Below are 24,493 nucleotides of genomic sequence, written 5' to 3' on the forward strand. Positions count from 1 at the left end.
CCTTCTCTAGAAACGCCGCCGTATGGTAACGCCGAAGTGCCGCGGATCGCCCTGCTGGCGAAATTCCTGCTCGGGCCAGTCCGGCGGCACGTTGGAGAAGTAAAAACCGCGGACCGCGTAGTACTCGTCCAGCAGGTTGCGGGCCCAGGCGAACGCCTCCCAGCCGTTCCAGGCCCGCCCGGCGCGCAGGTTCAACAGCGAGTACGCCCCCGACTTGCGGTCGTGGCTGTTGGAGAAATAGAAGCCGTCGCTGCCGGTGAGTTCGCCGCCGGCGAACCAGCCTTGCGGATGGCGCCACAGCGCGCCGAGCGCATAACCGTAGCCCGGCGCGTGGGGCTGCTCGCGGCCCTCGAGTTCGGGACGGCCCGGATAGCGGGTGATTTCGGTGTCCAGCAGTCCGAGCGCCGCGCTCATGCGCAACGCGTCGCCGGGCCGGTACTCCAGGGTCAGTTCGACGCCGCGGTTGACTCCGCGCCCGACGTTCCGGGTAAAGAACAGGAAGGTGTTCGGGTCCTGGGGATCGATCTGCCGGGACGTGTCCACCTGCACGTCCACGCGCTGCGAATGGAACACGGCCAGTTCGCCGCGCAACCGCCCGTCCAGCCACAGGCCCTTGGCGCCGATCTCGTAGTTCCAGAGGAATTCCGGCTCGTACAGCAGTTCGTCGCTGGTCAGTCCCCGGCCTCCCAGGCCCAGGTTGAACCCGCCGGCCTTGTAGCCGCGCGCAATCCGCGCATAGACGTTCGCGTCCTCGCCGAAGGGACGCGACACGCTCAGATGGCCGCCCAGCATGTCGTCCGACGGCGAAAACCGCTCGCCGTTCGAGTCGACGTAGTCGGAGTTGCGCCGTTCCCAGCGCAGGCCCGCCGTCACAAGCCACCGGTCCGCGAACGCGCGCGACAGTTCCCCGAACAGCGCCAGGCTGTCGGCGCCGTAGCCGGAATCGAACCGGTCCTCGCTGGGTCCGGGCGCGTAGCCCGGCTCGGCGTAGAGCCCCGTGTCCACGCGGTCATTGTCTTCATCGAGGTTCAGATACCAGACGCCCAGCACATAGCCCGTATCGCGTTCCGCCGGAGACAAAAGGCGCAGTTCCTGGCTGAAACCCGAGCGCTCGCGCAAGGTGCGCGAGGTGTAGTCGTAGCGCATCGGAAAGCCGGCGATATCCGACCAGTAGCCGTCTTCCCCCCAGTCCGCGTCGTAGCTGTGCTCGATGTCCGAACTCGCCGCGCCGGTAATGCTTACAAGGCTATGGCCGCCGCCGAACGCGAAGTCGGCGCGCAGCGACGCGCCCGTGGACGCCTGCGAATCGCGCCCCGGCCGGTCCGACCAGTTGGTCAGTTCGTTGTCGATGGACCAGCCGTCGTAGCCGTTGTCCAGGTCGATGTGCAGCAGCGTCAGGCGCAGCGCCAGTTCCGGCGAAGGCTCGTAGTTGAGCCTGGCCCTGAGGCTCAGCTCCTCGCGTGCGTTGGTGTCGTCGCGATCCAGTGTGGCGTTGCGCCGAAAACCGTTGGCGCGGTACTGATGCGCGGAAAGCCGTCCGGCGGCCGCCGGGCCCAGCGGGCCGCCCAACGCCAGCCCCACGGACCGCATATCGTCGTTGCCCAGCGAAACCTCCGCTTCGGCCTCCCGCTCCCGGGAGGGCTCCCGGGAGCGCGCGTAAATGAGACCGGCCAGCGCATTGGCGCCGTAGCGCGTACCCTGGGGCCCGCGCAATACCTCCACGCTGCCCAGGTCGAAACGTGTGGCCACGCCGCCGATCGCCGAGAAGTCGATGTCATCGAGAAGAAACCCCACCGACGGGTTCGGCGCGCCCTCGTACTGGGAGCGCTCGCCGATGCCGCGCACCTGGAAATAGCGGGCCCGCGAAGACCCGCCGGCCCAGTGCAGGTTGGGCGTAAGCTGGGCCAGCTCCTCGAAGTGCTGCACCGCCGAATTGCGGATGGTCTGCGCGTCCAGCACGGTGACGCTGGAGGGCAGGTCCAGGCTCCGCACCTCCTTCAGCGATGCCGTGACCACCACCTCCTCCAGAGGTTCCGGAGCCGAATCCTGCCCCGATTCCTGAGCAAGAACCGCGGTCGCCAAAAAGGTGGTTGCTGTAAGGAAAAAACTGCGCGAATTGAAATGCCGCATACCTCGTTCCTCCGCCGGTACTAACCGGATCAGGTTCAAGGGGTTCCCCTATGCAAGGGTCTCAGGCCGGAATGCCGCCCCCCAGGTAAGCGCAGAGTATAAGGCGTGCATCCGGCCGGCGTTCATGGTCATCGGAAAGCGCTTGGAGGATAATTGCCGCCGGAAGTACGGAGGCGGCGAATGACCGAACCCAATCAGGATTACCGGGCGATCGACGCGGTCGTCAATATCTGGACGCCGGAGGCCCTGTCGCACCGGCCCGGCTGGCAGGGCGATTTCTTCGTCGGCAAGATGAAGGCCGAAAGCCCGCTCATGGCCGGCCTTTCGCTGGAGCAGATGATCGAGCGGCTGGACGGCGCCGGCATCGAACGGGCGTTCCTGATCGCCCCGCGCACCGGCCAGGTAGGTCTGCCGGGCTGTTATCACCTGCCTTACGAGGTTGTCGCTCGCGCCTGCGAAGAACACCCCGACCGATTCTCCGGCCTGGCCGGAATCGATCCCACCCAGGGCATGGAAGGTGTGCGAATGTTCGAGGACGCCGTGAAGAACATGGGTTTCATCGGCGCGCACCTCTACCCGCACTGGTTCGAACTGGCGCCCGACCACGCTCGCTACTACCCCTTTTACGCCAAGTGCTGCGAACTGGACGTGCCCATACAGATGCAGGTGGGCCAGTCGATGATCTACGCCAAGGACGCGCCGCGCCGCAGCGTCGGACGCCCGATCGCGCTGGACGCCGTGGCCTGCGATTTCCCGGAGTTGAAGCTGATCGGCATCCACGTGGGCATTCCCTGGCACGAGGAGATGATCGCGATGTCGTGGAAGCACGACAACGTGTTCATCGGCTGCGACGCGCACCGGCCCAAGTACTGGCCGGACAGCTTCCGCCACTACATCAATTCATTCGGCCAGGACAAGGTCATCTTCGGCACCGACTTCCCGGTGCTGGACTTCGAGCGGACGGTGGACGACATCGACGCGCTCAACCTGCGCCCGCAGGCCCGCCGCAAGCTGATGCGCGACAACGTCCTGCGCATCTACGGCCTGGACTGAACGCCGCCTGACTTTGCTTGCTGCTATACTTCGCCGAGGCGCAGCCCCCGGCGGGACTCGAACCCGCTACCCCCGCGTGACGAAGGCAGAGGCAGGCACCAGCCCGGGGGCCACGCTCTTCGCATTCTAGTGATGAGCGGATAACCGGACATGCGGTTTTTTGTGTCGGTTTGCCGCGAATTCGACCATTCGACGATTTCACTGATGCAGCCATTTTCGCGCCGGGCCCGCGGTATTGAACGAACCGGTCACAACCACGCGGGTTTCTCCGGTCGCCGCCTGTGCGGCCCGTTCGCAAGCTGCAACCACGGAATCGCACTGGGCAACGTAAGCGTGCCGGCGCGCGCTCAGTGCCTGGGCCAGGACTTCCGCGGAACAGGCCTTGGGGTTTTCAGCCGGCGCAACAATCACGTGATCGCGTTTCCGGAGCGGCAGAGCCCGTAAAAACCCGGCGACATCCTTGTCGCCGTGCATGCCCAGCACCCAGATTGTCGGGCGCGGCGGCAGGGCATTGAGGCTCTTCGCCAGGCACGCGCCGGCATCGGGATTGTGCGCCACGTCCAGTACCCACTCCGCGCCGGCGAACTCCATGCGCTCGAACCGCCCCGGCAAGCGGCCGGCCGTCAGGATTGCCGAATAATCGCCGACTTCGGGCACCCAATCCGAATCGAGGGTTTCCAGCACCGCAAACGCCAGGCTGGCGTTCGGCAGTTCCGCCGCATTGGCGGGATGGGCAATCGCCAGGCCGTTGCGGCGGCCGGTCCGGCCGCGCCAGTCCCAGCGCTCGCCATGCCGCTCGAAGTCGAAATCCACGCCTGCCTGGTATAGCGGCGCCCCAAGTTCCGCCGCGCGCGCGGCGATGGGCGCCGGCGCGACCCCCGCTCCGTAAAACGCCGGGCGCCCGGCGCGCAGGATCCCCGCCTTTTCGGCCGCCACCGAATCCAGCGTGTCGCCCAGCCAGTCCTGGTGATCCATGGCGATCCGCGTGATCACGCTCACGTCCGGGTCGATCGCGTTCACCGCGTCCAGCCTTCCGCCCAGCCCCACCTCCAGCACCCAGGCCTCGCAGCCCTTCCGGCTGAACAGGCTGAAGGCCGCCAGCGTGACGAATTCGAACTCGGTGAGCCGGACATTGCCGCGCGCCGCTTCCACCCGCTCGAATTCGCGGCTGAGGCCCACCGGGTCGGCGTGCGCGCCGCCGATCTGCACCCGCTCCCCGAATTCCTGCAGGTAAGGCGAGAGATACAGCGCAGTGCGCAGCCCTCCCCTCAGGCGTAGCGCCGCGTCGATCAGCGCCGCGGTGCTGCCCTTGCCATTGGTGCCCCCCACGATCACCACGCGGCCTGGAGGCGGTTTCAGATCCAGCTTGCCGATCACTTCAGCGATCCGCTCGAGCCCCAGGTCGATCTCGCTGGGGTGTAGCCGCGCCGCATGGCGCAGCCATTCATCCAGATGCTTGGGACTGCCGGTCATGCCGCCGAATTGTAGTGGCCGCCACCCTTGGAACGAGGGCGTCCCGCCCTCACCGCTGGCCGGGCAAACAGCGCATTACAATTCGCGCACTTTTCCGGAGTCAGACCATGCGCAAGACAGCCTTTCCCATTCTCGCCATCGTTTCCATCGCCGCCGCGTTAGCCGTGCCCCCATCGCACGCCGAGATCGCCGCCAGCGCCGAAGAAACGCAACCCCTGTCGGCCGGCGGCGAGTCGCCGGCCTTTACCGCCCAAAACGCCGACGGCAGCGACTTCGTCTTCGAACCCTCGTCGCTGGACCGCCCGGCCATGCTGATCTTCTACCGCGGCGGCTGGTGCCCCTACTGCAATCGGCACCTCGCCGAACTTCGCCATGTGGTACCCGAGCTTGAGCAACGCGGCATGGACGTCTATTTCCTGAGCGCGGACAGCCCCGCCAACCTGGCCTCGGCGCTGCACGGCGACGCCGAGAGCCTGGACTACACGCTCCTGTCGGACGCCAGGCTGGGCGCCGCCGAAGCTTTCGGCCTCGCCTTCCGCGTGTCCGACGATTACTACCAGCGGGCAAAGAAATTCGACATCGATCTCGAAGAGGCCTCCGGCGAGACCCACCACGCCCTGCCGGTGCCCGCCGTGTACGTCATCGACGCCGACGGCGTGATCCGCTTCGCGCACTCCGAGCCCGACTACACCCAGCGACTCGGCAACGACGAACTCCGCGCCGCCGTGGACAACTTGCTGGAAGGCGGTTCAGGCGCCGGCGATGCTTAGGTCGTCGATGAGAATCGAACCGGTGTAGATGCCGCCGCGCCGGTCCACGTCGGAACCGATGGCGGCGATGTTGCGGAACATGTCCTTCAGGTTGCCGGCCACGGTGATTTCGTGGACGGCGTGCTCGACCGCGCCGTCGCGCACCCAGTATCCGGCCGCGCCGCGCGAATAGTCGCCGGTGACGGTGTTGGCGCCCTGCCCCATCATTTCGGTCACGACCAGGCCCTCGCCCATTTCCGCCAGCAGTTCCTCCCAGGACTGACCGGTGCTTTCGAGAAAGAGGTTATGCGCGCCGCCGGCATTCCCGGTGGTTGCCATGCCGAGCTTGCGCGCCGAGTAGCTGCCCAGGAAGTAGCCCTTCAGGACGCCGCCGCACACCAGGTCGCGGTCGGCGGTCGCCACGCCCTCGCCGTCGTAGGCCCGGCTGGCCAGTCCGCGCGGGATATGCGGGCGTTCGTTCAGGTTGACGCAGTCGGCGAAAACCGGCTTGTCCAGGCTGTCGAGCAGGAAGCTGGCGCGGTTGTACAGCGCCCGGCCGCTGACCGCCGCGCAGAAGTGTCCGACCAGGCTCCGCGCGACGCGCGGCGCGAACAGCACCGGCGCCCTGGTGCTCGCGGTCTTGCGCGCGCCCAGGCGCCTGATCGTCCGTTCGGCGGCGCTCTCCCCCACTTCCTTCACCGGAGTCAGTTCCTCCGGCGCCCGGGCCACGCTGAAATCGTAGTCGCGCTCCATCTGCCCGTCCTGCTCGCCAAGCACGACACAGGACACTGAGTGGCTGCTCGACCGGCCGCTTTGCAGAAACCCGTGCGAGTTGCCGTAAGCGAAGGCGGATTCGCCGGTATCGACGCCGGCGCCCTCCGAGTTGCTGATGCGCGGGTCCGCGTCCAGCGCTGCGGCTTCGCATTCCAGCGCCAGGTCCATGGCCTGCTCCGCCTCCAGGTCCCAGGGATGGTGCAGATCGAGGTCCGGGAACTCCGTGGCCATGCGATCCGCGTCGGCAAGGCCTGCGTATTCGTCCTCAGCCGCAAACCGGGCCAGGCTCAGGGCCTTGTCGACGGTTTTCCGAACGGCCCCGGAGGACAGGTCCGACGTGCTGGCGGAGCCGCGCCGCTGCCCCCGGTACACGGTCACGCCCAGCGAATGGTCCTGGTGGCTTTCCAGCGTTTCGACCTCGCGCATCCGCACGCGCAGGGTCAGTCCCGTGTTGTTGGAGGCCGAGGCTTCCGCCTGGCTGGCGCCCCGCTTGCGCGCGTAGCTCAGGGCATCGGCCACCCGCGCGCTGAGTTCATTGGGTGACATCGGCGCCCCGGACCGCTTCCGCCGTCTGGGCGGCCCGAAAAGCCTTGAGCGCGTCGCGCACGTCGGCGTCGCCCAGGGCCAGGATGGCGGTCGCCATCAGGGCGGCATTCACGGCGCCGTGCCGGCCGACTCCCAGCGTTCCCACCGGCACGCCGGCCGGCATCTGGGCCATGGACAGCATGGCGTCGGCGCCCCCGAAGGCGGCGGTCGCCATCGGAACGCCGAGCACCGGCAGCGAAGTGAGCGCCGCCACCGTGCCCGGAAGGGCCGCGGCCAGGCCGGCGCCGGCGATGACCACCCTGATCCCGCGCTCCTCGGCCTGCTCGCAGTACTCGGCAAGCTCGCGGGGGGCGCGGTGGGCCGAAAGCGCCCGCGCTTCCCAGCCTATGCCCAGCGAATCCAGCGTATTGGCCGCGTTCTCCATGATTTTCCAGTCCGAACGCGAGCCCATGAGAATGGCTACTTGTGTCATTTATGGTTTCCTGGTGGTTTGAAATTCATTGGTGCGTGGGGGTCACGCGGTGCCGCCGACGGTGATGCCGTCCACGCGGATGGTGGGCATGCCGACGCCCACGGGCACGGTCTGCCCGTCCTTGCCGCAAACGCCCACGCCGGGATCCAGCGCCAGGTCGCTGCCGACCATGGACACGCGCGTCAGCACCGTGGGGCCGTCGCCGATCAGCGTTGCATCGCGCAGCGGCGCGCCCAGCCTGCCGTCCTCGATCCGGTAGGCCTCGCTCGCGGAAAAAACGAACTTTCCGGACGTGATGTCCACCTGCCCGCCGCCGAAGTTCTTTGCATATACGCCCTTTTTCACCGACCGGATGATCTCTTCGGGATCGTGCGGACCCGGCATCATGAAAGTGTTGGTCATGCGCGGCATCGGCAGGTGCGCGTATGACTCGCGGCGGCCGTTGCCGGTGGGCCCGACGCCCATCAGGCCGGCATTCAGGCGGTCCTGCATGTAGCCCGCCAGCACGCCGTTCTCGATCAGCACCGTGCGGCCGGTGGGCGTGCCCTCGTCGTCGATCTCCAGCGACCCGCGCCGGCCCGGCATGCTGCCGTCGTCCACCACCGTGCACTGGTCCGTGGCGACCGCTTCCCCGATGCGCCCGGCAAAGGCGGACACCCCCTTGCGGTTGAAGTCGCCCTCCAGGCCGTGGCCGACCGCTTCATGCAGGAGCACGCCCGGCCAGCCCGGTCCCAGCACCACGATTTCCTCGCCGGCGGGTGCTGGCTGCGCGTCCAGGTTCACCACGGCCTGGCGCACGGCCTCGCGCGCGTATTCCCCCGCGGAATCGGCCGCTACGAGATCGGCCAAAGGCAGACGCCCGCCCCAGCCGGCAACGCCGTGGCGGACTTCTCCGTTCTGCTCCAGCAATACCGTCACGCCCAGCCGCACCAGCGGGCGATCGTCGGCCGCCAGCCGGCCGTCGGACGAGCAGACCAGCACCAGGTTGCGGGCAATGGACAGGCTGGCGATCACCTGGCGCACCCGCGTGTCCGCGGCGCGGGCCTCGCGGTCCAGGGCGTGCAGCAGTTCCACCTTGGACGTATCGGAATAACCGTCGCCGGGATCGCCGGCCGCGTAGAGACGGCGGCTTGCGCCTTCGCGGCGCAACTCGATCCGGCCCCGGCCGCCGCCGCGGGCAATGGCGCCGGCCGTTTTGGCGGCGCTCAACAGGGTGGAGGGGTCCAGGTCGTCGGAATAGGCGAAGCCGGACTTTTCGCCGCTCACGGCGCGGGCGCTCATGCCGCGCCCGCGGTCGTGGCTGGCGGTCTTGACGATGCCGTCTTCCAGCACCCAGGATTCGCCTGAATACTCCGAGAAATACAAATCGCCCCAGTCCACGCCGGGCCGCATCAGCGCGCCCAGGGCCCGGTCGAGCTGAGGGTCGCCGAGATCCGCCGACTCCAGCAGGCTGCCGCGGGCCAGCGCCAGCGCCTGCTGCTGAACCTCGAAGGTGGAAGGGTCCGGAGACTTGTTCATGTCACGCCCGACGGCAGCCTGCGATGATCGAGCGCAGGAAAGCCGCTGCGCAGCCGGTCGAGATTGTCCAGCGCCACGTCATGGCAGAGCACGCCGTCGCCCTGCTTGCATTCCGCCACGACCTGCCCCCAGGGCTCGACCAGCATCGAGTGTCCGTAGCTCTCGCGCCCACCGGGATGGCTTCCATGCTGCGCCGATGCCAGCATGTAACAAAGGTTCTCGACGGCGCGGGCGCGAACCAGCAGATACCAATGCGCTTCTCCCGTCGGACGGGTAAAGGCGGCCGGTAGCGCAACCATCTCGGCGCCCTGCTCGCCCATGGCGCGAAACAGCTCCGGGAAGCGCAGGTCGTAGCACACCGCCAGCCCCAGCCGGCCGAACGGCGTTTCCGCCACGACCGGCTCGCTGCCCGCCGTGGTCGTCGCGGATTCGCGGAAGGACTCCTTGCGCCCGGGCAGGGACACGTCGAACAAGTGCATCTTGTCGTAGCGCGCCGCCAGGGTTCCGGAACCGTCGAACAGGCAGCAGGCCGATGCAGGACGGCGCGGGTCCTCCGCGCGCATGGGAATGGTCCCCGCGACGATCCACATTCCCAGCCTTTGGGCCTGCTCGGCCGCAAATTCCTGCCAGGGCCCGTCCCCCGGGTCCTCGGCATGCTCGGTGCGCATGCGCTCGGCGTCCCTGGACATCAGGGCGAAGTTCTCCGGCAGCACGGCCAGCGCCGCACCCTGGTCGGCCGCCCGGCGAAGCAAAGCCGCGGCGCGCTTGAGGTTGGCGCCGGGCTCGTCGCCCGAGCACATCTGTATGACCGCAACCTTGCTCATGGCGCACCCGGGCCGGAATCCGCCGCCGGCTCGCCGGGGGCGAGGTCCGGGCTGTCCGAGTCGCCCGCCTGCCGCGGCAGCGCTTCCTCCTGCGCCTGACTCAGCAGCGCATCCCAATCCACTTCAGGCATATCGGTCAAATGCTCCTCCAGATAGCGGGCGCAATCGTCAAACGCGCCCAGGTCAATTTCTTCACGCAGCACCCGCTCCACCAGCGGCTCGTCCCAGCTGCCGCCGACCCGGTAATAGTTGGCCGAGATCGCCTGCAGGGGTTCGCGGAAGGCCTGCGAGAGCAACAGCATCGTTGCGCCCAGGCCGGTCCCGCCGACTATAACGCCGCCCAGCGAAAGTAAATCCGGCAGATTGGGGGATACTACGGCAACCTGGTCGTAACTGCGATCCTCGAGTCCGATCCGCCCAAACAGCGCGAGTTCGGCCACCGCTCCGTGCAGGCCCATATTGCAGGTGTAAGCCTGACCCTCGCGAAGGCTGAAATCGCCCGCCAGCCGGTCGAAGGGCAGTCCCTCCTCCGTCACTTCGCGGAAATCCAGCGCCAGGCGCCGCGGCAGGCGCGCCAGGCTGAGCACGCCCAGCATCCGCCCGCCGCCGGGGTCCAGGGCCGCCACTTCGCCCAACTCCGCCTCCAGGCGGACCGTTCCGTTGGACCGTCCGAGAAAGCCCCTCGAAGGCGGCCCGTCCCAGCTCGCGGAAAGGGTCATCCGGCCCCGGTCGCCGGAGATGCCGGGCGCGTAGCCCAACTGTTCCAGGGCCGCGGCGACGTCGGTACTCTCAAGGACCATGTCGAGCCGCCCCAGTTGCTCCGCACCTTCATCGTCCGTGACCAGCCAGGCCGCGCTTCCCTCGGACGAGAAGGCCGCCGACTCGGTTCGAAACCAGTTCACGGCCAGTCCGCCCGCTGTCTTCTCGTAACGGGCCCGCACGTCCCCCAGTCGCATCGGTCCGATCACAAGATCGCTCAACATGACCTTGCCGGCCGGCAGGGCGCGCGGGTTCGCCGGTGGTTGCGGCTCCGGGTCCCGTAGCGTCAGCTTCAGCCGGTTCAGGTCCGCCAGCAACTGCCCGTTCCCGGCCCCCGCGCGCGGCCAGAACAGGCGCCCGTCGGCGAAATCGCCCTGAAGCTCCACCAGCCATCCGTCCGAGCGGGGACGCACGCGGAGCGACTGGTCCCTGAGGGTGTTGCCCATCGTATAGACCTCGCCCGCGGTCAGGTCCAGCGCCCATGGCAGGTCAAGCGAATCGGCTTCGTCCGCCAGTACCTCGGCCCATTTAGCGGGACGCAGCCGTTTGACGCGCCCGTCCACGACAAGTCCCGGACTTTCCGGCAGGCGCGGCAGGGAATCGCCGAAGTGCAGGCGCCCGCGCCTGATCCGCCATCCGTCGCCATCGTCGTCGAACTCCAGGGCGACGCCCGGCCCCAGTCCCAGCCTGCCCGTCAGGCGCGGCAGGTCCCCGGACCCCCACAGCAGTTCCAGCCGCGTGGGCCCGGCCTCATCCGCCGGCTTGTTCATTGGGTACGGAAAGGCACTGCCCAGTCCGACCAGGTCGGTCTCCAGGCGCACCCGCACGGGACGCGCCGGACCCGCTTCCATCGCGGGCACCAGTACGCTGCCGTCCCACGCGAACTGTCCGTCGAGCCGGTCCAGCGCACAGCAGCCAAACAGTTCCTCCAGCGTTTCCGCGGTCGCCGAACCGTCCAGGTCCAGCCGATACCCGTAGCCGGCCATTCCGGCGGGGGCCCTGTTCACGTCGATCAGCAGCGGCTGATCGAGAAACCGTCCCTGCAACTCGCGCACGCGCACTCCGGCGCGGGTAAAGCGAATGCTGCCCCTCAGGTTGGTGACCGCGGGTATCAGGTCGTTCAGCTTCATTTCTCCGCCGCCGAGTTCGGTCTCGGTGAAAATTTCCCAGGCGCTCCTGTCCGCGATGGGCAGCCTGAACTCCACGCGGGTTCCGGCCGCGCCTGAGGTCTCGGCATTGAGCAGCATGGGATGAATTCGATCGGCCATCGGAATGCGCGCCAGACCGTCGATCAGCGCCGGCAAGGGATCGTCGCTTTCGCCATTCACCTCCACGACCGGACTGGCCAGGTCGCGGACATCGGTGCGCACGTCGCGCCAGCGCACGCCCGCCAGCTCGCCCGCCGAGTCGAGAATGACCAGGGCGGATCCGTTCAGCACCAGCTTGCCCGACAGGTCCGTTACGTCGGGCCACGCCTCGTGCACCGTCAGCACACCGTCGGCAATGGCCATCTCCACCCGCAGGACCGCGCCGCCGAACGGAAATGAATCGAGCGGTCCGCCGAGCTGCATGTTCCAGCCGTCGGCCCGGCCGGCATGAAGGGCCCGGCCCAGCCAACCGAACGGTAGTCCGCGCGTGTTTTGCCAGGGCAGAAGCGCGAGCGCGGCCGGCAGGTCCTCGATGCGATCGCCGCCGCCGCTCAGGTCGAGCACCGGAGAGCTGCCGCCTTCGGGCAGGGACAGGGAGAAACGGCCGGCGAAGTCCATCCCGTCGGCGCCGATTCTGAGATTGTTGCCTTCGATCGACCAGTTGTCCGGCCCGGTCCGCCAGCTCAATTCCGCCTGCGCCCCGGTGAGACTTACCGGCCCGTCCAGCCAGGACGCGGCGAAATCGCCGGCGCCGGGGATCGAGAGATCGGCATTGCCGGCGCCGGATTCGTGCCGCAGGCTGCCGTCAATTCCCGCCAGCGTCAGGCCCCGCTCCGGCCACTGAAGCGACAACCCGGAAAACCCGGCGCGGATTTCCGGCGGAAACGATCCTCCGGACTCCCAGCTCAGGCTCAGATCGCTGACGTCGCCGGCAACCGGCAGCAGCGCCGGAGACACTCCCAGCTCACGCGCAATTCCGAGCAGTGGCGGAATCGCGTCTTCAAGACGCACAAAGCCGGCCTCCAGTTGCAGTGCGGCGAGTTCTCCGCCGGGGCCCAGCGTCCAGCTTGCGCTGATCTCGGTATCCCGCCAGTCCTCGCCGTTTCGCGCCGCCTCAAGCCGCGCGGCGGTCAACTCCGCGACGTTTCCCTCCCGATGCCATTCGAACTGACCCGCAAGGCGGTCAAAAACGTGGTCGCTCGGGCCGCCCGCGACCCACAGGTCCGCAAAGTCGAGTTCGCCGAAAAGCTGTTCGATTTCGGCGCCGTCGAGGTCCACGAAAACGTTGAAATCGCCGGAGCCGATCAACGGCAGGCCGGCCGCTTCGGTAAGCAGTTCCCGTACTTTCGCGAGATTCACGGACCGGCCCTCCAGGTGCAGCCGCCAGCGCCCGGCGGGCAGAAAGGCGCGGGTCCATTGCGCCAGCTCGATGTCCGCCCCAACGCTCAGCCATTCGCCGTATTGGTCCGGCGGGACCAGGCGTCCGTCCAGCACGATGCGGCCATCCGCCGTGGTCACCGACAACCGCTCAAGCCATACGTTTTCGCGCACGTTCCGCGCCGGTTCCTCGAAATCGATCCAGACGTCGCGCAATTGCAGCTCGGGCGGAACAAAAGCCAGCAGACGCGCCGGGCCGCCCGGATAGTAGGCGGGGTCGCGCCCCTGCACGGAGAAGGTGTCCGGGCCCAGCCGCCGGAGCGACAGCCTGGCGCCGACGATCGACATGCGGTCCAGGTTGAGGCCCGATCCTGGCAGGAGCGTCAGGAGATTGATGCCCACCAGGATTTCGTCGGCCAGCAACAACGGTCCGCCGCCGCGCTCGGACATGACCCGCACGCCGCGAAGACGAAATTCGGGTCCGGCAAAGCCCCAGGACGGTTCGATCCGGGCGAACTCCACCGGATAGCCCAGCGCGTCGCTGGTCCACTCGGCGATCTCCTCCTGAAACCTCGGCGCGAGGGGCATGAGCACGCGCAGCACGCCCAGCAGCAGGGCCACCACGAGCAACGCCACGCATACGGCGCCGACCAGCCAGCGCAGGGCCTTCTTCAACGCGACGGGCATATGCCGCCGGACCGTCAGGTTCCCGCGGCGGCGCTGTCAAACTCCCACAAGTCCTCCAGCTTGTAGAAGTCCCGCGTTTCCTGCCGCATGAGGTGGACCACCAGGTCGCCCAGATCGATCAGCACCCATTCGCCCCATTGCAGGCCTTCCACGCCCAGGACGCGGTGCCCGGCCTTCTTGCTTCGTTCGGTCAGGCGATCGGCCAGGGCCCGGATGTGACGCGCGTTACGGCCGGTCGCGATCAGCATGAAATCGGTCATCCCCGTTTGCGAGCGCACGTCGAGCAGGCGCACTTCGGAGGCCTGCAATTCGTCCAGGATGCCTTCGGCCAGACGCACCAGGGCCATGTCCGGCACGATGGAACGGGCGCTCAATTCTCACCTCCGGCGTAGGCGCCGGAATCCGAGATGATTCGCGCGACACGGGCCGGTATCAGGTCCTGCGCAAGCTCCCCCGACCGTGCCGCGCTGCGCACCCGGCTGGAAGAAACCGCCGCCACCGGCTTGCGGCAAATCATGATGCGGCCGGCTTCCGATGCCCTCAGCTCCCGATGGTCCGCAATCGAACGCGACTCGATTTCCGCCTTGAGGGCCGCGGGCAGCGGTGCCTGATGGCCGGCGCGCGCTCCGACCAGTACGTGCGCCAGGTCGAAAATCGACCTCCAGCGGCGCCAGGTCGGCAGCGTAAGGAAGGAATCGAACCCCATCATCCAGCAGAGCGTGCGCCCGGGGTTCGCGCGCTTCAGGAACTCGAGAGTGTCCACCGTATAGCCAGTGGCGGAAGGACCCAGTTCGCACTCTTCCACCGAGAAACCGGGTATGCCCTCCAGCGCCGCCTTGAGCATCCGCAGCCTGAGCGGCGCGGAGGCCACCAGGGCGGTGCGGTGCGGCGGGGTGGCGGCGATCACGAATCGCACCTCGGACAGCCTCGCCGCATCGGCCAGCCGGCGCGCAAGGGCGACATGCCCCCTGTGCACCGGGTCGAAACTGCCGCCCAGCAGTCCCAGCGCCGTGTCCCGCCGCTCGCTCATTGCTCCGCGCCCATGCGATGAGGCTCCGCCAGGCCGAAGGCCAGAAGCTGAAGTTCCGTCCACGGCTCTCCCGGCCGGGCGCCCTTGATGACCTGGTCGGCCCGCGCGGAGCGAACGAGCAACCGGCGGATGGAACGGGCGCCGTGGCGCTTCAGCGCCGAGCGGAACTCGGCCTTGCGGCTCGACCATACCCTGAGCGCACCCATGGCCGAGGGCAGGCTGTCGCCCCGCGCCGTTCGCCAGTACAGGTCCGCCAGTGTCGTGATGTCGCGAACGAGGACCCAGAGAATCAGGGTCAGAGGCGCACGTTCGCGCCTTAGCCCGGCGAGAATGCGCGCTGTCCGCCGCAGGTCCTGGCCCAGGGCGGCCGAGCCGAGCTGAAATACGTCGAACCGGCTGGCGTCCGCGATGGCCTCCATGACCGCGTCCACGGACAGCGGTCCGGGATCGTGGGCGAGCGCCAGCTTGTCGATTTGCTGCCGGGCGGACAGCAGGTTGCCCTCGGTGCGCTCGGCCAGCAGCGTGACGGCCGCTTCGTCGGGCTGGAAACCCTCGCCGGCCAAACGTTCGCTGATCCAGCCGCGCTGCTCGCGGGCGGACAGCAGCGGCGCATCGACCCAGGTCCCGGCCTTCTCCAGCGCCCCCACCCAGGCGCTTCTTCGGGCGTTGCGGTCGAGCGCTCCGGCAACCACCATGATCAGATTGTCCTCGGGGACCGAGCCGGACAGTTCCTTGAGCACTTTCGCGCCGGCGGCGCCCGGCTTGCCGCCCGGCATCCGGACTTCGACCAGCCGCCGGCTGGCGAACAGCGATTGGCTGCAGGCGTCGGCGTACAACTCGCTCCAGTTGTAACGAGCGTCGGCCAGGTGAAGCGAGCGTTCGGAAAAGCCGCCGGCGCGCGCGGCGGCCCGGACCCGGTCAACCGCTTCGTCCAGCAACAGCGGCTCCGCCCCGGACAGCAGGTACAGGGGCGCCAGCCCTCGCTCTAGGGCGGCCGGCAGTTCGTTCGGGGTCAGGCGCACGTATCGGCGAGCGCGACAGCTTCCTCGACCAGCAGCACCGGAATGCCTTCATGCACCGGGTAGAGCCAGCTGCGGCATTCGGAGACCAGCGCGCCTTCCATCGCCTGCGTGAGTTTCCGGCCGGCGGCGTTGCTCAACCTCCCTTCCCCGACGCCTTTGTTGTATACCGCAAGCTCCTCCGCCCCGGCCGGGCGCAGTTCGCCGCCGGTCCTCGGGCAACGCAGGAGCGACAGAAAGGATTCGTCCACGTCAGTGTGCCGTCCCTAGGGCCGGTCGATCTTGACGGGCGGCACCGGGTCCCAGCCCGATGGGCCCAGCGGGTGGCAGCGCAGCAGGCGGCGCAGGGACATCCCGAAGCCGCGCGGCAGGCCGTGAGTTTCGATGGCTTCCCTGGCGTATTGGGAACAGGTCGGCTGGAAGCGGCAGCGGGGACCCAGGAAAGGAGACACGCAAAGCTGGTAGGCGCGGATCAGCGCAATGGCCCCGGCTTTCAAAAGTGACACTAGAGACATTTTACGGCCCGCTGCCGGATTTCGTTCACCATGGAATGCAGGCCGTTGCTGCGGGTCGGGCTCAGGTGCCGGTCCAGGCCGGCCCCGGCGATGAAGTCGGGCGGCGTCTCCACGATCTCCGCCGGGCGCCGCCCGCTGTAAACGCGCATCAGGATCGCCGCCAGCCCGGAAACGATCGCGGAATCGCTGATCGCAAGAAAGTAAAGGCGCCCTTCGTCCTGCCAGGACTTCAGCCACACCTGGGACTGGCAGCCGCGCAGGCGATTGTCCTCGATCCGCCACTCGTCGGGAAAGTCGGGCGCATTGCGGCCCAGTTCGATAATGTGCTGATAGCGCTCCATCCAGCTGTCGAAAAAGCCAAGCTCTTCGAGCAGTTCTTCCTGGGCGTCCCGCAGAGTTCCGGGGGACGGCGGTTCGACGCTCACAATCGGGTGGGGTTTTCCTGCCCGGCGTAAACCTGCTCCGGATCGAACACCTTGTCGCTCTCGGTGAATTCCAGCTCGACCGGCCCGCCGCCAGAAGTCAGCGGCACCCGGCGATAGAAGCAGGACCGGTAACCCACGTGGCAGCTCGCGCCGCCGGTCAGTTCCACCCGCAGCCATACGCAGTCCTGATCGTCGTCGATCAGCAGTTCGCGCACCCGCTGCTTCAGACCGCTGGTTTCCCCCTTGCGCCAGAGCTTGTTGCGGCTGCGGCTGAAGTAGTGCGCCTCGCCCGTGGCGATGGTCAGCTCGAGCGCCTCGCGGTTCATGTAGGCGTGCATCAGCAATTCCCCGCTGCCGTGGTCCGTGACCACGGCCGGGATCAGACCGTTGGCGTCGAATTTCGGCGCCAGCTCGGCGCTTTCTTCCACCTGGACCACGGTCCGCCGGGGCGCAAACAGTTCGCTCATGGCTCAATCATAGCGCCGTCCGGCGCCAGGTCGTGCCTTGCGGACCGTCTTCCAGGATCACGCCGCGTCCGGCGAGCTCATCGCGGATGCGATCGGCCGCGGCATAGTCGCCGGCCGCACGCTCCCCGGCCCGCTCGGCGATACGCGTTTCTATTTCCTCGGCGGTGAGTTCCGGTTCGCTCTCCACGGCCGTAAACCACTCCGCGGGATCGGTCTGAAGAATGCCCAAAAGAAAGCCGCCGGCCTTGAGCGCAGCCGCCCCCACGACCGGTTCCACGGCCCCGGCCCGCAGCTTGCGCGCCTCCGCGGCCAGCACGCTCAGCGCCGCCGGCGTGTTGAGGTCGTCCTCGAGCGCCTGAACGAATTCCGCCGACGGCTCCGCTGCGCGTGAATGCCCTTCCTCCCGGGTTTCAGTGGCGCAGTCGAGCAGAACGCGATACAGGCGGTCCAGACGCTGCCGGGACGCCGCAACCAGCTCGTCGCTCCACTCCAGCGGGTCCCGGTAACGCGCGCTCAGAAGCGCCAGCCGCAGAACCTCGCCCGGGACTTTCCCGCGCAGTTCGCGGATTGTCAGGATGTTTCCCCGGGACTTGGCCATCTTCGACTTGCCCATGCGGATCATGCCGTTGTGCATCCAGTAGCGGGCCAGCGGGGCGCCGTGCGCACAGCGGCTCTGCGCGATTTCGTTCTCATGGTGCGGAAAGATCAGGTCCCGGCCCCCTCCGTGAATGTCGATCGTTTCTCCCAGGTGTTCGCGGGCCATGGCCGAGCACTCGAGGTGCCAGCCGGGGCGCCCGCGTCCCCACGGACTTTCCCAGCCGGGCAGTTCTTCTGAAGACGGCTTCCACAGCACGAAGTCGGCCGGATCCTCCTTGTACGGCGCAACCTCCACGCGGGCGCCGGCAATCTGCTCGTCACGATTGCGCCCGGAAAGCTCGCCGTAAGCGGCATACGCGCCCACCCGGAACAGCACGTGGCCCTCCGCCTCGTAGGCATGCCCCGACTTCAGCAGGCTCTTGACCAGGCCGATCATTTGCGGCACGTGTTCCGTCGCGAGAGGTTGCCGGTCCGGCGCAAGCACGCCCAGCCCGGCTATGTCTTCCCGCCAGGTCCGGATCCAACGCTGCGCGACCCTCGCGATCGGCACGCCCTTCTCGGCGGCCGCCTGGTTGATCTTGTCGTCCACGTCCGTGATATTGCTGGCGTAAACGAGGTTGTAGCGGCGGCGCAAAAGGCGCGCCAGCACGTCGAACACCACGGCCGGGCGGGCGTTGCCGATGTGGGCGGGACCATAGACCGTCGGTCCGCACACGTACATGGTCACGCGGTCCCCGTCGCCGGGAACAAAGGGCTGGCGCTCGCCGCCCAGGGTGTTGTAGAGGCTGATCATGGCCCGCCGGTTACGGCGGGAGCGGGAAGCGTGGCCAGGTCGCGGAGTATCTGCCAGGCCAGTTCCTCGGCCAGGGCGTCGCGCAGGACCTCCGTCTCGCGCTCCATTCCCAGCACCCGGAACTCGTCCTGCACGCGGGTGTGGTTCACTTCACGCTCGCGGTCTTCGATCAGCCTCGCCGGGCCGAGCCTGAGCGTGTAGCGCACGCGATAGCTGATTTCCGTGACCGTGGGCAGATTGTTCGCGGAAATCGCCACAAGGCTCTCTTCGCTCTCGTCGTCCAGCAGACGCAGGATTGCAACGTCCTCCCCGGGCTCGCCGTGCACCGCGACCCCGGCCAGGCGCAATTGCTCGTTCAGGGCGCGCCGAAGCGGCGTCGACCCATGCGCGCTTTGCAGCCAGATGCCGCCGGACAGCGCCGGGAACTCAAGCGGCCCCTGAAACTGAAAGCCGCAGGCCGCGAGCAGGAGCGACAGCGCGCACAAGGCGGCGCCGCGTGGCAGAAAGGCCCACATGAGATTCACACCACGAAATTCACGACCCGGCCCGGCACATACACTTCCCGCAGGATCGGTATTTCCGCCAGGTGGGCGGCCACCCGCTCGTTGCCGCGAGCAGCGGCGAGCACGTCGGCGCGCTCGGCGCCGGCCGCCACCCGGATGCTGGCGCGAAGCTTGCCGTTGATCTGAACCGCGATTTCCACGGTCTCCTCCCTGAGCCATTCTTCGCGCGCCTCCGGCCAGGGTGCAGTGGCCAGCGATTCGGCGTGGCCCAGTCGTTCCCAGAGCTCTTCGCCCATGTGCGGCGCGAAGGGGCTGATCAGCAGCACCAGCGGCTCGGCGACGCCGCGCGGCAGTTCGTCCCAGCGCGCGGCTGCGTTGACCATTTCCATCAACGCGGCGATGGCCGTATTGAGCCGCAGTGTCCGGATGTCCTCGGTGACCTTCGCGATGGTGCGATGCAGAAGCCGCATCTGCTCGGCGTCCGGTTCCGTTTCGGCCACCCCGCGCTCGAGCAGCGACCACAGCCGGTTGAGGAACCGGTGCGGACCCTCCACCCCGCGGGTGCTCCAGGGCTTGGACTTCTCCAGCGGCCCCAGGAACATCTCGTAGAGGCGAAATGCGTCGGCGCCGCAATGGCTCAGGACGTCGTCGGGATTGACTACGTTGCCGCGCGACTTGGACATCTTGTGGGCGCGCGATTCGAGGACCACGGTCGCATCCGCGGTCAGGACAAAATTCTCCCCGCTTTTCAGCACGTCGTCCTCACTGACGGCCACGGGTTCAAGTTCCTCGCCGCTGTCCTTCTCCACGTAGGCTGCCGGTTGCGAACCGCTCACGCGGCGCGCGCGTTCGGCCGAGACCAACGCGCCGGCATCGTCCCTGTAGGCGGTGTATTCGCGCTCGCCGAGAATCACGCCCTGGTGCACGACCTTGCGGAAAGGTTCGTCGCAGGACACCAGGCCCGCGTCGTACAGCACCTTGTGCCAGAACCGCGCGTAGAGGAGATGCAGCACGGCGTGTTCGGCGCCGCCGATGTACAGATCGACCGGCATCCAGTAGCGCTCGAGTTCCGGATCCACGAGGCGGCTCGGATTGTGGGGATCGATGAAGCGCAGGTAGTACCAGCACGAGCCCGCCCATTGCGGCATCGTGTTGGTCTCGCGGCGCGCCGGCCTGCCGCTGGAAGGATCGACCGTTTCCAGCCAGTCCGCGGCCTTGGCCAGCGGCCCTTCCGGAGAACCGCTGGGCCGGAAGTCCTCCAGGTCCGGGAGCGTCAGCGGCAGTTCGGTTTCCGGCAGGGGACGCGCAACGCCGTCCACGAACACGACCGGAAACGGCTCGCCCCAGTAGCGCTGGCGGCTGAACAGCCAGTCGCGCAGGCGGTATGCGATTCTCGGCCGGCCCCGGCCGCGCCGGTTAAGCCAGTCCACCGCGGCCTGTTTGGCCTCCTCCATGCGCATGCCGTTCAGGAAATCGCTGTTGATCGCCACGCCCTCGCCGCTGAAGGCCGCGTCCTCGTAGCCCTCCGGCGGTTGAACGGTGCGCACGACCTTCAGAGAATGCTCGAGGGCGAACTCCCAGTCGCGCTGGTCCTCGCCGGGAACGCCCATGATGGCCCCGGTGCCGTAGCCCATCAGCACGTAGTCGGCCACCCATACCGGGACCTCATCGCCGGTGACCGGATGCCGGGCCCGCGCCCCCGTGTCCACGCCGTTGCGGTCGTGCGCGTCGGCCGCGCGGTCGCGCTGGCTCTTGCGCGCCGCTTCGCGGCAATAGCGCCGCACCCCGTCGATGCGCTCGGGGGTCGCGAGATTCTCGACCAGCGGATGCTCCGGCGACAGCGCCAGGAAAGTGGCGCCGAAGATCGTGTCGGGGCGGGTGCTGAATACCCGGATCTTTTCGCCGCTCCCGATCAGCTCGAAGTCGATCTCCGCGCCCACCGAGCGGCCGATCCAGTTGCGCTGCATCTCCAGCGTGGATTCCGGCCAGTCCAGGCCGTCCAGGCCGTCCAGCAGGCGCTCCGCGTAATCGGTGATCCGGAGCATCCACTGCCTGAGCGGCCGACGTTCGCAGGCGAAACCGCCGACTTCCGAACCCCCTTCCACGATTTCCTCGTTGGCCAGCGTGGTGCCGAGTTCGGGGCACCACCAGACCGGCTGCTCGTCCTGGTAGGCGAGACCGCGCTCGTGGAGCTTGAGGAATATCCACTGCGTCCAGCGGTAATAGTCCGGGTCGGCGGTGCTCAACTCGCGCGACCAGTCGTACGAGAACCCCAGCGATTTCAGTTGCGTGCGGAACCGGTCGATGTTCCGGCGCGTGGTCACCCGCGGATGCGTGTTGGTGCGCACCGCGTACTGCTCGGCCGGCAGGCCGAAGGCGTCCCAGCCGATCGGGTGAAGGACGTTGTATCCGCGCATGCGCTTGTAACGGGCAACGATATCGGTCGCCGTGTAGCCCTCCGGGTGGCCGACGTGCAGGCCGGCGCCGCTGGGATAGGGGAACATGTCGAGGATGTAGGCCTTGGGCCGCGAATGATCGGGCCGGGCCGGCGTCCTGAACGTTTCGTCACGCTCCCAGCGCGCTTGCCACTTCGGTTCGATTTCGGCGAACGGATACGAACTCATGGCCGTGAATTGTACGGGCCGCCGACAGGCATCTTCGCTGGTGCGCGGAGCTTTCAGCCGCCCCTACGTTCGGGAGACGCCATCCCTGGCTCGGAATCGCTATCCTGCTTTTACGCTCCCAAACGTAGGGGCGGCTGAAAGCTCCTAAAGGCGCAGCGCCAGCCCGTCCACCGCGCCGGCCAAAGCCCGTCGTTCGCCCCACTCCTCGTGGGAGCGTTGGAGCAGGATAGCGAGAATCGAGCCAGGGATGGCGTCTCCAACGAGGAGTGGGGCGAACGACGGGCGAGGAAGCAGGAACGCGCAGACGGTCTAGCGCGTCAGGGCCGCCCAGGTCGCGTTTGGGCCGTCGGCAATGGCGCGCCGGCCGATGGCGAGCGCCCAGTCCGAACGGCGGCCGTATTCGGCCCGCCAGCGCCACAGCGGAAGGCTGAAATACTGCAGTCCGAATTCCTCGGTAAACCCGATCGCGCCGTGCACGCCGTGCGCGATCTGCGTGACCGGGTGCACGAGTTCCGAGCAGCGGCACTTGGCGATGGCCACGGCCAGCCAGGCCGGATCGTCCTCACCCGCCGGCATGCCGTGGCGCTGTACCTCCGCGAATGCCCGCTGCGATGCCGCCTGCATGCAGGCGACATCGCCCGCCAACTCGGCCAGCTGCTGCTGCACCGCCTGAAACCTGCCCACCGGACGGCCGAACTGCTCCCGTTCTCCGCAGTACTGAACGGACCGCTCCAGCAGCGCCCGTGCCGCGCCCGCCATCTGCGCCGATCGCAACAGGGCGCCTGCGGGCAGCGGCAGGCTTCCGGAGCGCTTCTCCGCCTGCTCCGCGCTCTCGCCCAGGCCGCGCTTCACCATGATCTCCGGCAAGTGGCCCGGCGCCGCATAGCGCCCGCATGCCTCGGCGACGACGAAGGCATCGGACCAGCTCCCGCCATAGCCCCCTTCTTCCTGCCCAACCAGTACGGTGTCCAGGCCGATCTCGCGCGTCAGCGCCAGGAACTCCCCCGCACCCGAGCGCTCCGCCCCGGCGAGGTATTCAGGCGTGAGCAGTTCGGAGAACAGGCGTTCCACCGTATCCAGGAGCAGAGAATCGCTGCTCATTACCGCAAGCCCAGCCCGCGCGCGATGATGCCGCGCAGGATTTCACCGCTGCCGCCGCGGAGCGAGAACGACGGCGCCAGGATTGTCATCAGGTGGAGCGCCTGCTGGTACGGCAAAGCATCGGCGGACGTCTCCGGGGGCAGATCGACCAGTTCCTGGGCAAGAGAGGGGATCGACTGCTCGAAGCGTGTGCCCATGTCCTTGACTATGGCCGCCTCCAGATTGGGAGACTCCCCGGCCTGAATCATCGCCGCCACCGACAGAGACATGGCGCGAAGCGCGCCCAGTTGCGCGACCACGCCGCCGATCGCTTCGGCGGCGGTGTCGCCTGCCTCGCTTTCCTTGAGGACCCTCAATAGCTCGTTGAACAAGGCCTGGCAGGAGAGATAGCGCTCGGGTCCCGAGCGCTCCAGCGCCAGTTCCTCGATCACCTGCGCCCAGCCCTCGTTCTCGATCCCGATCAATGCGTCTTCGGCCAGCAATGCGCCCTCGAAATGGACCTCGTTGAAATGTTCGCGGCCGGCAATGTCCCGGATCGGCGCGATGCGTAGGCCGGGCGTGTTGCGCAGATCCACCAGGAACTGCGACAGCCCCTTGTTGCGGCGCTGGCCTTCGCCGGTGCGAAACAGAGCGATCATGTAGTGCGCGCGGTGCGCGTTGGTGGTCCAGATCTTCGTTCCGTTGACCCGCCAGCCCGACGAAGTCCTCGTCGCCCGGGTGCGCAGCGAGGCCAGGTCCGATCCCGAATCGGGCTCGCTCATGCCGATGCAGAAACACAGTTCCCCGCGGCAGATGCGCGGAATGATGCTGCGCTTGAGTTCCTCGCTGCCGTAGCGCAGGATCAGCGGGCCGCTCTGCCGGTCGGCGAACCAGTGAAAGCCGGTCGGCGCGCCGGCGGCCAGGCACTCCTCCAGCACCACGAACCGCTCGAGCTGCGAGCGTCCGGCTCCGCCGTACTCCTCTGGAAAACTCAGTCCGATGAAACCGGCCTCGCCCATGCGGCGGCTGAAATCCGGGTTGCAGGCGTCCCAGGAGAGTGCCCGTTCGCTCAGCGGCACGTCCCGCAAGGCGTCGGCGAGAAAGGCGCGCACCTCCGCGCGCAGCGCCTCCGCGGCCTCGGGCAATTCCGGCGGAATAAATTCAGCCCGCATATGGCGCGTTGACGCTGCGCAAGCCGGCGAAGCTCCCTATTCTTCGGGAGCGATGGTGAGGGTAAGGCCGTCCAGTTCCTCGGAGAACCTGAGCTGGCAGGTCAGGCGCGAACTCTCTGTGAAATACTCCAGTTCCGACAGCAACTCTTCCTCTTCCGGCGATCGGGGCGGCAACCTGTCGCGCCAGGCGGAATCGATGTAGCTGTGGCAGGTCGCGCAGGAACACATGCCGCCGCACAGCGCCTCGACCCCGTTGTCGAGCTCGCGCAGGGTCTCCATGACGCTGGCGCCGGTCTGGCCTTCCACGACCAGTGACTCGCCCATCCGGTCGGTTACGTAAATGCGCGCCATTGCCGATCCAGATTGCTGTCCCCTGACGGGCGCCGGCTCAGGCCGTGCCGGCGTTACGGTCCAGCGGCGTGTGGAAGTACTCGCTCTCCTCGCAATGCTGCTTGACCTCCTCCATGAGGCGGGCCAGCCGCTGCTCTGCGGTCGATACCGACGCGCAGGACTCGCACAGCGGATCGCTGCAGGGCTGGCGCGAAAACAGCCAGAAATGGACCGCGCCGGCCAGCAGGCCCGAGGCGACGTCCCAAGCATCCGGCTCGTCGTTGGATTCCAGCAGCCTGTTGCCGCCGTTGATGACGGCGTCTATCGCTTCCTGGAAACCTTCGGGATACTCTTCTTCGCCGGTGAAGTAGTCGTCCGGCAGCAGATTATCGGTACTCATGCGCTTACCCGCACTACGCTTACGAGGC

The 24,493-nt window shown here is 67.7% G+C and carries 23 protein-coding genes, 1 tRNA gene and 1 riboswitch; of the genes, 2 read left to right on the top strand and 22 right to left on the bottom strand.

Features of this window, described 5'->3' with window-relative positions; translation table 11 throughout:
* Positions 1–6 precede the first annotated feature (6 nt).
* A complete protein-coding gene (locus tag F4Y72_09840) occupies positions 7–2,130 on the bottom strand; it encodes a TonB-dependent receptor (GenBank protein ID MXZ28590.1) in 2,124 nt (707 codons plus the stop codon).
* A riboswitch (TPP riboswitch) is annotated at positions 2,119–2,222 on the bottom strand. Its footprint overlaps the gene before it by 12 nt.
* Positions 2,223–2,310: 88 nt before the next feature.
* Between F4Y72_09840 and F4Y72_09845 the strand changes: the two genes are divergently transcribed.
* Positions 2,311–3,183 carry an amidohydrolase gene (locus F4Y72_09845; GenBank protein MXZ28591.1) on the top strand — a complete coding sequence of 291 codons (873 nt, stop codon included), beginning with the start codon at positions 2,311–2,313 and terminating at the stop codon, positions 3,181–3,183.
* A 42-nt stretch (positions 3,184–3,225) separates the two neighbouring features.
* On the opposite strand, the gene F4Y72_09850 is transcribed toward F4Y72_09845, so the two are convergent.
* Positions 3,226–3,294: transfer RNA gene (locus tag F4Y72_09850), tRNA-Arg, on the bottom strand.
* 87 nt (positions 3,295–3,381) lie between these two features.
* A complete protein-coding gene (locus F4Y72_09855; GenBank protein MXZ28592.1) occupies positions 3,382–4,656 on the bottom strand; it encodes a bifunctional tetrahydrofolate synthase/dihydrofolate synthase in 1,275 nt (424 codons plus the stop codon).
* A gap of 107 nt (positions 4,657–4,763) precedes the next feature.
* On the opposite strand from F4Y72_09855, the gene F4Y72_09860 reads away from it, so the two are divergent.
* On the top strand, positions 4,764–5,426 hold the full coding sequence (locus F4Y72_09860; protein MXZ28593.1) for an AhpC/TSA family protein: 663 nt from the start codon (positions 4,764–4,766) through the stop codon (positions 5,424–5,426).
* On the opposite strand, the gene pmbA is transcribed toward F4Y72_09860, so the two are convergent.
* From pmbA to F4Y72_09955, 19 genes are all read right to left on the bottom strand, one after another.
* Positions 5,406–6,725 (bottom strand): metalloprotease PmbA, encoded by a 1,320-nt coding sequence (gene pmbA / locus F4Y72_09865; GenBank protein MXZ28594.1) that lies wholly within the window; start codon positions 6,723–6,725, stop codon positions 5,406–5,408. The genes F4Y72_09860 and pmbA overlap by 21 nt on opposite strands.
* On the bottom strand, positions 6,712–7,197 hold the full coding sequence (purE, locus tag F4Y72_09870) for a 5-(carboxyamino)imidazole ribonucleotide mutase (protein ID MXZ28595.1): 486 nt from the start codon (positions 7,195–7,197) through the stop codon (positions 6,712–6,714). The genes pmbA and purE overlap by 14 nt, the downstream gene beginning before the upstream one ends.
* A 42-nt stretch (positions 7,198–7,239) precedes the next feature.
* Positions 7,240–8,715 carry a metalloprotease TldD gene (gene tldD / locus F4Y72_09875; GenBank protein MXZ28596.1) on the bottom strand — a complete coding sequence of 492 codons (1,476 nt, stop codon included), beginning with the start codon at positions 8,713–8,715 and terminating at the stop codon, positions 7,240–7,242.
* The gene (locus F4Y72_09880) at positions 8,712–9,539 is read right to left on the bottom strand and encodes a carbon-nitrogen hydrolase family protein (GenBank protein ID MXZ28597.1); all 828 of its coding nucleotides are present in this window, start codon (positions 9,537–9,539) and stop codon (positions 8,712–8,714) included. The genes tldD and F4Y72_09880 overlap by 4 nt, the downstream gene beginning before the upstream one ends.
* Positions 9,536–13,510, bottom strand: coding sequence for a hypothetical protein (locus F4Y72_09885; protein ID MXZ28598.1), 3,975 nt, complete (start codon positions 13,508–13,510; stop codon positions 9,536–9,538). Before F4Y72_09885 ends, F4Y72_09880 begins: the two co-directional genes overlap by 4 nt.
* 14 nt (positions 13,511–13,524) lie before the next feature.
* A complete protein-coding gene (gene rsfS, locus F4Y72_09890) occupies positions 13,525–13,857 on the bottom strand; it encodes a ribosome silencing factor (GenBank protein ID MXZ28599.1) in 333 nt (110 codons plus the stop codon).
* 23 nt (positions 13,858–13,880) lie between these two features.
* Positions 13,881–14,540 (bottom strand): nicotinate-nucleotide adenylyltransferase, encoded by a 660-nt coding sequence (nadD, locus tag F4Y72_09895; protein ID MXZ28600.1) that lies wholly within the window; start codon positions 14,538–14,540, stop codon positions 13,881–13,883.
* Positions 14,537–15,562 carry a DNA polymerase III subunit delta gene (holA, locus tag F4Y72_09900; protein ID MXZ28601.1) on the bottom strand — a complete coding sequence of 342 codons (1,026 nt, stop codon included), beginning with the start codon at positions 15,560–15,562 and terminating at the stop codon, positions 14,537–14,539. Before holA ends, nadD begins: the two co-directional genes overlap by 4 nt.
* Entirely contained in the window at positions 15,553–15,810 is a 258-nt protein-coding gene (locus F4Y72_09905) for a hypothetical protein (GenBank protein MXZ28602.1), read from the bottom strand. Before F4Y72_09905 ends, holA begins: the two co-directional genes overlap by 10 nt.
* A 15-nt stretch (positions 15,811–15,825) precedes the next feature.
* Entirely contained in the window at positions 15,826–16,074 is a 249-nt protein-coding gene (yidD, locus tag F4Y72_09910) for a membrane protein insertion efficiency factor YidD (GenBank protein MXZ28603.1), read from the bottom strand.
* The gene (locus F4Y72_09915; GenBank protein MXZ28604.1) at positions 16,065–16,415 is read right to left on the bottom strand and encodes a SufE family protein; all 351 of its coding nucleotides are present in this window, start codon (positions 16,413–16,415) and stop codon (positions 16,065–16,067) included. Before F4Y72_09915 ends, yidD begins: the two co-directional genes overlap by 10 nt.
* Before the next feature lie 80 nt (positions 16,416–16,495).
* Positions 16,496–16,966, bottom strand: coding sequence for a phosphoribosyl-AMP cyclohydrolase (hisI, locus tag F4Y72_09920; GenBank protein ID MXZ28605.1), 471 nt, complete (start codon positions 16,964–16,966; stop codon positions 16,496–16,498).
* 7 nt (positions 16,967–16,973) lie between these two features.
* A complete protein-coding gene (locus F4Y72_09925; protein MXZ28606.1) occupies positions 16,974–18,356 on the bottom strand; it encodes a cysteine--tRNA ligase in 1,383 nt (460 codons plus the stop codon).
* Positions 18,353–18,871, bottom strand: coding sequence for a hypothetical protein (locus tag F4Y72_09930; protein MXZ28607.1), 519 nt, complete (start codon positions 18,869–18,871; stop codon positions 18,353–18,355). Before F4Y72_09930 ends, F4Y72_09925 begins: the two co-directional genes overlap by 4 nt.
* A gap of 5 nt (positions 18,872–18,876) precedes the next feature.
* Positions 18,877–21,483 carry a leucine--tRNA ligase gene (locus F4Y72_09935; GenBank protein ID MXZ28608.1) on the bottom strand — a complete coding sequence of 869 codons (2,607 nt, stop codon included), beginning with the start codon at positions 21,481–21,483 and terminating at the stop codon, positions 18,877–18,879.
* Positions 21,484–21,792: 309 nt separating this feature from the next.
* On the bottom strand, positions 21,793–22,584 hold the full coding sequence (locus tag F4Y72_09940) for a hypothetical protein (protein MXZ28609.1): 792 nt from the start codon (positions 22,582–22,584) through the stop codon (positions 21,793–21,795).
* Positions 22,584–23,735 (bottom strand): acyl-CoA dehydrogenase, encoded by a 1,152-nt coding sequence (locus F4Y72_09945; protein MXZ28610.1) that lies wholly within the window; start codon positions 23,733–23,735, stop codon positions 22,584–22,586. Before F4Y72_09945 ends, F4Y72_09940 begins: the two co-directional genes overlap by 1 nt.
* Before the next feature lie 36 nt (positions 23,736–23,771).
* Complete coding sequence (locus F4Y72_09950; GenBank protein MXZ28611.1) at positions 23,772–24,086, bottom strand: 2Fe-2S iron-sulfur cluster binding domain-containing protein; 315 nt, start codon at positions 24,084–24,086, stop codon at positions 23,772–23,774.
* 37 nt (positions 24,087–24,123) lie between these two features.
* Positions 24,124–24,390, bottom strand: coding sequence for a hypothetical protein (locus F4Y72_09955; protein MXZ28612.1), 267 nt, complete (start codon positions 24,388–24,390; stop codon positions 24,124–24,126).
* Between the last annotated feature and the right edge of the window lie 103 nt (positions 24,391–24,493).

It is taken from the genome of Gammaproteobacteria bacterium (assembly GCA_009838035.1).
Taxonomy (GTDB): domain Bacteria; phylum Pseudomonadota; class Gammaproteobacteria; order Steroidobacterales; family Foliamicaceae; genus Foliamicus.

Excerpts from the sequence above, each read along its gene's own strand:
- F4Y72_09840 (MXZ28590.1), bottom strand. The coding sequence starts at position 2,130 with ATGCGGCATTTCAATTCGCGCAGTTTTTTCCTTACAGCAACCACCTTT.
- F4Y72_09845 (MXZ28591.1), top strand. The coding sequence starts at position 2,311 with ATGACCGAACCCAATCAGGATTACCGGGCGATCGACGCGGTCGTCAAT.
- F4Y72_09855 (MXZ28592.1), bottom strand. The coding sequence starts at position 4,656 with ATGACCGGCAGTCCCAAGCATCTGGATGAATGGCTGCGCCATGCGGCG.
- F4Y72_09860 (MXZ28593.1), top strand. The coding sequence starts at position 4,764 with ATGCGCAAGACAGCCTTTCCCATTCTCGCCATCGTTTCCATCGCCGCC.
- pmbA (MXZ28594.1), bottom strand. The coding sequence starts at position 6,725 with ATGTCACCCAATGAACTCAGCGCGCGGGTGGCCGATGCCCTGAGCTAC.
- purE (MXZ28595.1), bottom strand. The coding sequence starts at position 7,197 with ATGACACAAGTAGCCATTCTCATGGGCTCGCGTTCGGACTGGAAAATC.
- tldD (MXZ28596.1), bottom strand. The coding sequence starts at position 8,715 with ATGAACAAGTCTCCGGACCCTTCCACCTTCGAGGTTCAGCAGCAGGCG.
- F4Y72_09880 (MXZ28597.1), bottom strand. The coding sequence starts at position 9,539 with ATGAGCAAGGTTGCGGTCATACAGATGTGCTCGGGCGACGAGCCCGGC.
- F4Y72_09885 (MXZ28598.1), bottom strand. The coding sequence starts at position 13,510 with ATGCCCGTCGCGTTGAAGAAGGCCCTGCGCTGGCTGGTCGGCGCCGTA.
- rsfS (MXZ28599.1), bottom strand. The coding sequence starts at position 13,857 with ATGGCCCTGGTGCGTCTGGCCGAAGGCATCCTGGACGAATTGCAGGCC.
- nadD (MXZ28600.1), bottom strand. The coding sequence starts at position 14,540 with ATGAGCGAGCGGCGGGACACGGCGCTGGGACTGCTGGGCGGCAGTTTC.
- yidD (MXZ28603.1), bottom strand. The coding sequence starts at position 16,074 with ATGTCTCTAGTGTCACTTTTGAAAGCCGGGGCCATTGCGCTGATCCGC.
- F4Y72_09915 (MXZ28604.1), bottom strand. The coding sequence starts at position 16,415 with ATGGAGCGCTATCAGCACATTATCGAACTGGGCCGCAATGCGCCCGAC.
- hisI (MXZ28605.1), bottom strand. The coding sequence starts at position 16,966 with ATGAGCGAACTGTTTGCGCCCCGGCGGACCGTGGTCCAGGTGGAAGAA.
- F4Y72_09925 (MXZ28606.1), bottom strand. The coding sequence starts at position 18,356 with ATGATCAGCCTCTACAACACCCTGGGCGGCGAGCGCCAGCCCTTTGTT.
- F4Y72_09930 (MXZ28607.1), bottom strand. The coding sequence starts at position 18,871 with ATGTGGGCCTTTCTGCCACGCGGCGCCGCCTTGTGCGCGCTGTCGCTC.
- F4Y72_09935 (MXZ28608.1), bottom strand. The coding sequence starts at position 21,483 with ATGAGTTCGTATCCGTTCGCCGAAATCGAACCGAAGTGGCAAGCGCGC.
- F4Y72_09940 (MXZ28609.1), bottom strand. The coding sequence starts at position 22,584 with ATGAGCAGCGATTCTCTGCTCCTGGATACGGTGGAACGCCTGTTCTCC.
- F4Y72_09945 (MXZ28610.1), bottom strand. The coding sequence starts at position 23,735 with ATGCGGGCTGAATTTATTCCGCCGGAATTGCCCGAGGCCGCGGAGGCG.
- F4Y72_09950 (MXZ28611.1), bottom strand. The coding sequence starts at position 24,086 with ATGGCGCGCATTTACGTAACCGACCGGATGGGCGAGTCACTGGTCGTG.